The following is a 6,710-nucleotide window of genomic DNA, read 5'->3' on the forward strand; positions in this document are numbered from 1 at the left end:
ATCGAAGATTGGATAGACCAACTGCCTAACCCCACAGAACAAGACTCTGCCCATTAACATGGGCGCGAAAGGGTTCGCTACATCCCACGCTTAAAAGACGTGGGTTTTGCTCCCCTCTCGAACTCTCCCGCTCTATAAAGGTTACCACCAGTAGGGGGTACGCAGGAGAAATAAACTGCGATCGCCCCGTACAGGTGAGAAGCGTGTCGTAGGAAACAGAACTGGATGCTAATCAAGCTTATCGTTTTTTCTCAAGCCAAGAAAATCGGGATTCGTGTGGGGAAAATGTAGGATTTAGCATAAAAATCTGAGTAAAACAATCCCGAAGTAGCAAAAAAGAACAGAGGTATCCCGTGCAAGTAACCAGTGTAGAAGTTAAGCGCGTATCTGGCGCTTTTGCGTTAATTGATAGTTTGAAACGCCACGGTGTCAAGCATATTTTTGGGTATCCAGGTGGCGCGAACCTGCCGATCTACGATGAACTCTATCAGGCCGAAGCTGCTGGAGAAATACAGCATATTTTGGTCCGACATGAACAAGGTGCAGCTCATGCGGCAGATGGATATGCTCGGGCCACGGGGAAGGTGGGGGTCTGTTTGGCAACATCAGGACCGGGTGCAACGAATCTCGTGACGGGGATCGCTACAGCTTATTTAGATTCGGTGCCAATGGTGGCGATTACGGGACAGGTGCCTCGGGCGGCGATCGGTAGTGATGCTTTTCAAGAAATCGATATTTTCGGGATCGCTTTACCGATTGTCAAACACTCTTATGTAGTGCGCGATCCCAAAGATATGGCACAAATTATTGCCGAAGCGTTTTATCTGGCGAGTACGGGAAGACCCGGCCCGGTTTTGATTGATGTTCCGAAAGATGTGGGCTCTCAGGAGTTTGACTATACTCCGGTACAACCGGGGAATGTCAGTTTGCCTGGATACCGTCCTACGGTGAAAGGCAACAACCGGCAAATCGATCGCGCCTTGAGTTTGATTCGGGAGGCACAGCGGCCTTTACTCTATGTGGGAGGCGGGGCGATCGCCTCCGGTGCTCATGCGGAAATTTTGGAACTCGCCGAACATTTCTATCTGCCAGTCTGTACTACTCTGATGGGGAAAGGGTCATTTGATGAGCATCATCCCCTGTCTTTAGGAATGTTAGGGATGCATGGCACCGCTTATGCTAACTTTGCGGTGAGCGATTGTGATTTATTGATTGCCGTCGGGGCCCGGTTTGACGATCGCGTGACGGGCAAGTTGGAGGATTTTGCCCGGAATGCGAAGGTGATTCACATTGATATCGATCCGGCAGAGGTGGGGAAAAATCGCAAACCTGATGTGCCGATTGTCGGAGATGTGCGACAGGTGCTGATTGATTTATTGCACCGAAATCGGGAATTAGGTAATGGGGTAGAGGAAGGACAAACGAAACCCTGGCGCGATCGCGTAGAACAGTGGCGGCACGAATATCCCCTAGAAATTCCTCGTCCCGCAGATGGGCTATCTCCCCAAGAAGTGATTGCTGAAATTGGGCGTCATGCACCGACGGCTTACTATACCACTGATGTGGGTCAGCATCAAATGTGGTCCGCCCAATTTTTGAAAAATGGGCCGCGACGGTGGATTTCCAGTGGCGGTTTAGGAACGATGGGATATGGATTACCTGCGGCAGTGGGGGTTAAAAAAGCGCTGCCTGATGAAGAGGTGATTTGTATTAGCGGCGATGGCAGTTTCCAGATGAATATCCAGGAACTCGGCACGATCGCCCAGTATGGAATCAAGGTGAAAATTGCCATTTTGAATAATGGCTGGTTAGGCATGGTCCGCCAGTGGCAACATTTGTTCTATGGCGATCGCTATGAAGCGACGAATTTGGAGAAAGGAACGCCGGATTTTGCCAAGTTAGCCGAAGTCTATGGCATCAAGAGTTTAGCGGTGCGATCGCGCGAAGAACTTAGCGGGGCGATCGCCCAACTCCTCGCCCATGATGGCCCCATGCTTCTGGATATCCGGGTCACCCGCAACGAAGACTGCTATCCGATGGTGGTTCCCGGTACGGGCAATGATCGGATGCTGGGATTACATCCTCACTTAGATGAGTCTGCCCTCAGCAATGGACTAACTTGTGCCGCCTGCGGTCATTTCAACCCCGTCAGCCACAAGTGTTGTAGCGAATGTGGCACTGCGTTGTAAGTCAATCAGAGGGTGGGGAATGCCCCACCCGACTCTGATCCCTTCTCGGGAACTCCAAAAAATAAAATCGCAATCAGCTTAACTCGCTTCATTGAATCACGGTTCAAAGTTTTTCTCAATTTCACATCAGATCATCAGTCATCCCCACAAAATTTATAGATTCATGGGATTTTTTTTGATATATTTGAAAAATCAGGCTTTCAAAGCATCTTTTTAAAACCGAGATAGGTCTATTTACCTTGATAATATTTTAAATTGGGTTGAAAAATTAAAAAGAGAAATCAATCCGAGATAGCCCAGAGATAAATTCGGTGATTTCAGTGAAATTACGGTATTTTCCAGAAAGGTTTGAACAACTCATTTATCTAATAAAATCCCGGGATTAAAGTTATGAAAGAACCAGTAGGCAAACATTTGTATTCAGAAGAAATCACCCCTTGGTTTTCTAAAAAAAACTATCCCATCACCATTTTACTGATAGATGATCGGCCCGTGGTCGGAGAAGTGTTAAGGCGAAAACTTAGTTCTGAGAAAGACATGGAGTTTTTTTACTGTAGCAATCCAGTTCGGGGGATTCATAAGGCAATCGAATGTTCGCCTACGGTAATTTTACTGGATTTAGTCATGCCCGAAATTGATGGGTTAATGTTACTTCGGTTTTTGAGGGCTAATCCTAAAACTCGGGAAATTCCAGTGTTGGTTCTCTCTACGGAGGAAGAAGCAAGTCTCAAGGGAGAAGCATTTGCAGCGGGTGCAAGTGACTACTTAATCAAATTTCCGGACCCCATCGAGTTGATTGCCCGGATCCGCTATCACTCCAAGGCTTATATTAATTTTTTAAAACAGCAGGAAGCCTATAGGGAACTGCAATTGATGCATGAAACCCTAGAACAGCGAGTTGAGGAACGCACGAAAGAACTCAGGCAAACCGTAGAAAACCTGCAAAATACCCAAACTCAACTGATTCATGCGGAAAAAATGTCGGCCCTTGGGCAATTGGTGGCAGGAATTGCCCATGAAATCAATAATCCCCTACAATTTATTTCCGGCAATATTACTCATGCCCGCCAATATACTCAGCATTTATTAGCCCTGGTGGAACTTTACCAAAGGTCAAATCCGGACCCGAGTCCAGAGGTTAAAGGGTTTACTCAAGAGATAGATTGGGAGTTTACCTGTGAGGATTTACCAAATTTGATGTCGTCTTTGCAAGTGGGGGTCGATCGCATCCTGGAAATTTCTAATGATATGCGTAATTTCTCCCGGATGGACCAGGGGCGAAGCATTCAGGTGGATATTCATCAAGGGATTGATAGTAGTTTAGTTATTTTACAGCATCGGCTAAAATCGAATAAAATTAAAGTCATCAAGGATTATGGGAACTTACCCGAAATAGAATGCTGTATTGGACAACTCAATCAAGTCTTTATTAATTTGATTGGGAATGCGATCGATGCGTTGGAAATGGGGAATACCCCGGCATCTGAAAGCGGGGACACTGTTGGGCGATCGCCGGAAGTGAGTCTGACTTCTCGGGTCCCCACGATTTGTATTCACACAGAGGTCCAGAATGATTCCCTAGTCATTCAGATCACAGATAATGGTCAAGGGATTCCGCAGGAGATCCAGGACCGACTATTTGAACCCTTTTTCACGACTAAACCGATGGGCAAAGGGACGGGACTGGGATTATCCATTAGCTATCAAATTATTGTCGAAAAGCATCAAGGGGTGTTTACTTGTAACTCAACCCTGGGACAGGGAACGGAGTTTAAAATTGTACTGCCTTTACATCTGGATGCAACTGTCGATGGGGGAGAGGGGGAATTAGAGTCTGCAAAGATTCCGTTACAACGGGAGAATCGGGACCCGCCAACTTCTGGCTTAGAACAGTGGGCGACGGCGTGAACCCAACAAGGGATATTCTTTTTCGGGAAAGGGAAATCATCAACTCAGTTCAGTTTCAATAAAGACATCCACTGCATCGAGGAGTTCGCGAAACGAGTCTAAAAGTTCAGTGGACCCCTCCAAACTTTGTTGGCAGGCCATTTCTTCAAGTTCCTTGGCGCGATCGGAGAGAATCGGAACCCCCATGTTGGCGGCAGAACCTTTGAGTCTGTGGGCGAAATGTTTCACCTGAGAATAGTCTTGAGAGGCGATCGCCCGTTCTAAAGGCGGTAAATCTTGGGAGGCTGTTTCCAGAAACATTTGCAGGAGTTGCCGTTTGACCGAGATTTTACCCCGAGAGATTTTTTCGAGGCGATCGCGATCGATTGGGAGGGTAAAATCCGGTGAGTCGATTCCAGAACCATTGCCATTCCCGGTGGAGGAATACGTCAATTGATCCGAGTTCGGATTCACAGGGACCAGAGCACCGGATTCCGCCAATTCTGAGTCTGTCGCCCCATAAGAGGGGTCTATTCCGTTCGGTGTTTCTAGGGAATGACTCCCCTGCATAGAGGGAATTTTATGGGCCCATTGCTGAAGAATGCGGGCTAAATCTTCTTCATCTACGGGTTTGCTCAAATAGTCATCCATGCCGGAAGCTAAACATTTCTCGCGATCGGCTTTCATGGCATGGGCAGTCAAGGCAATCACAACCGTGCGATTTTGATTCCCCTCTCGCCGACGTAATTCCTGAGTGGCTGTATAACCATCCATCAATGGCATCTGGCAATCCATCAAGACGATATCATAATCTTGCGCTTCTAGGCACTTGAGTGCTTCTAGACCATTCGCCACACAGTTTGCCTGGTAGCCGAGGGTTTCAAGCTGAGAAAGTATAACGGTTTGATTGATTAAGTGATCTTCTACTACCAAAATTTTCAGGTCTTTTTTTCCACCTGAAATAGAGCGATCGCCCGTTTTTTCTAAAGAATCCCCCTCTATTGCTTTTGGAGATTCCCCTGTCATTTCCCGAGGACGATGGGCGGGCTGAAATTGCAGGGTAAACCAAAAGGTTGAACCCTGATTCACTTCACTGGTTACGCCAATTTACCCCTGCATAATCGAGACCAATTGCTCACAAATTGCCAGTCCCAATCCCGTTCCGCCATACTGACGGCTGGTGGAAGGATCGACTTGGGAGAAAGACTGAAACAGTTTAGCCCGGGCTTCCGGGGGAATTCCGATTCCCGTATCGATGACTTGAAAATAAACCCGCGTCTTGCGGTTCGTTTTCCCATCTAGTCTAGCTTTTAGGGAAATAGAACCGGAGGGGGTGAATTTAATTGCATTGCTGACTAAATTGAGTAAAATTTGGCGCAATCGGCTGGGGTCACCTCGCACAAATTGGGGCAGGTTGTCTTCACAATGCAGTTTTAAGGTAATGCCTTGGTCTTCCGCTTGGGGTTTAAATAAGTTCACTACATCTTGCAGACATTCATACAAATCAAAATCCAAAGTTTCTAAGTGCATTTCTCCGGCTTCAAGTTTGGAAAAATCCAGGATATCGTTAAGAATTCCGAGTAAATGTTTGGCAGAAATCCGAATAGTTTCTGCATATTCCTGCTGTTTGGGAGTGAGGTCGGTATGCAGCATCAACCCCGCCATTCCGAGAACGCCATGCATGGGCGTGCGAATTTCATGGCTCATATTGGCGAGAAATTGTGATTTGGCTTTAGCCGCTTCGAGGGCGGCTTCGCGGGCTTTTACCAATTCATCCACGCGATCGGCCACAATAATCAGACCCCCGATCGCCTCGCCATCTTCTGTAGAATTGAGGGGATTGACGTGCCAAGGCTGAACCGCCCACCGAAAGTATAAAACAGAACCATCCGCCCGCTGCCACTTATCTTCTGTGAAAGAAATAAATTTTCCTTGTAATCCCTGTTGGTGAATTTCTTTCCACTCTTCTTTGATATCGGGAAAGATGTCATAGTAACTGCAACCCAAAAGACTTTGGGAGACCAAATTATGATCCGTGAGCCATTGGTTACTGTAGGCGAGAAAGCGCATTTCTGTATCAAACATCGCCATTGCGATCGGGGCATTTTTAATAAATTGCCGGAGTTGCTGATATTCTTGTTCTTGAGCGAGTTCTGCTTGTTTGCGCTCTGTAATATCAATGCCAATTCCCCATCCGGCCCAACTGGCGATCGGGAAGCGTGAGCTAATATTAGACCAAGCCACGGTCTTGATTGTGCCATCTTTGCAGGTGATTTGCCATTCCCGGGCGCGTCCATGATTCCGCGCTTTATTCACCTCTTCAATGATGGCATCCCGTAGGGTATTCACCGACGGCACAGGCTCAACAATCGGCGAGGTAGAGGGTGCACTCAATTCTGTCGATATCCCACTCCCTGAAGACTGATTCGAGAACAGGTTTTTAGCCTGGGGATTGCCAATAATTTCCGCCGCAGAATAGCCCGTGACTCGTTCACACTCGTGGTTCCAGACGATAATATTTCCCTCAACATCAAATGCCGTCAACATCACCGGCATATTTTCCAAAACTGCGCGCAGGCGCAGTTCGCTTTCCTGGAGTGCCTGATACGCCTCATCCCGTTGTAGACGACTAAT

General features: G+C 47.3%; 4 protein-coding genes. 2 read left to right on the forward strand and 2 right to left on the reverse strand.

Annotated elements, in window-relative coordinates; all coding sequences use genetic code 11:
* Positions 1–353 precede the first annotated feature (353 nt).
* Positions 354–2,189, forward strand: coding sequence for a biosynthetic-type acetolactate synthase large subunit (gene ilvB / locus J0895_RS21905; RefSeq protein WP_207090117.1), 1,836 nt, complete (start codon positions 354–356; stop codon positions 2,187–2,189).
* 390 nt (positions 2,190–2,579) lie between these two features.
* On the forward strand, positions 2,580–4,097 hold the full coding sequence (locus J0895_RS21910) for an ATP-binding protein (protein WP_207090118.1): 1,518 nt from the start codon (positions 2,580–2,582) through the stop codon (positions 4,095–4,097).
* Positions 4,098–4,136: 39 nt separating this feature from the next.
* Here J0895_RS21910 and J0895_RS21915 read toward each other — a convergent pair whose 3' ends face one another.
* Together J0895_RS21915 and J0895_RS21920 are read right to left on the reverse strand one after the other, a co-directional pair.
* On the reverse strand, positions 4,137–5,165 hold the full coding sequence (locus J0895_RS21915) for a response regulator (protein WP_207090119.1): 1,029 nt from the start codon (positions 5,163–5,165) through the stop codon (positions 4,137–4,139).
* 18 nt (positions 5,166–5,183) lie between these two features.
* A partial coding sequence (locus J0895_RS21920) for an ATP-binding protein (RefSeq protein ID WP_207090120.1) occupies positions 5,184–6,710 on the reverse strand: 1,527 nt, incomplete at its 5' end.

The sequence above is a fragment of the Phormidium pseudopriestleyi FRX01 genome (genome assembly GCF_017313335.1).
Classification (GTDB): Bacteria; Cyanobacteriota; Cyanobacteriia; order Cyanobacteriales; family Laspinemataceae; genus Laspinema; species Laspinema pseudopriestleyi.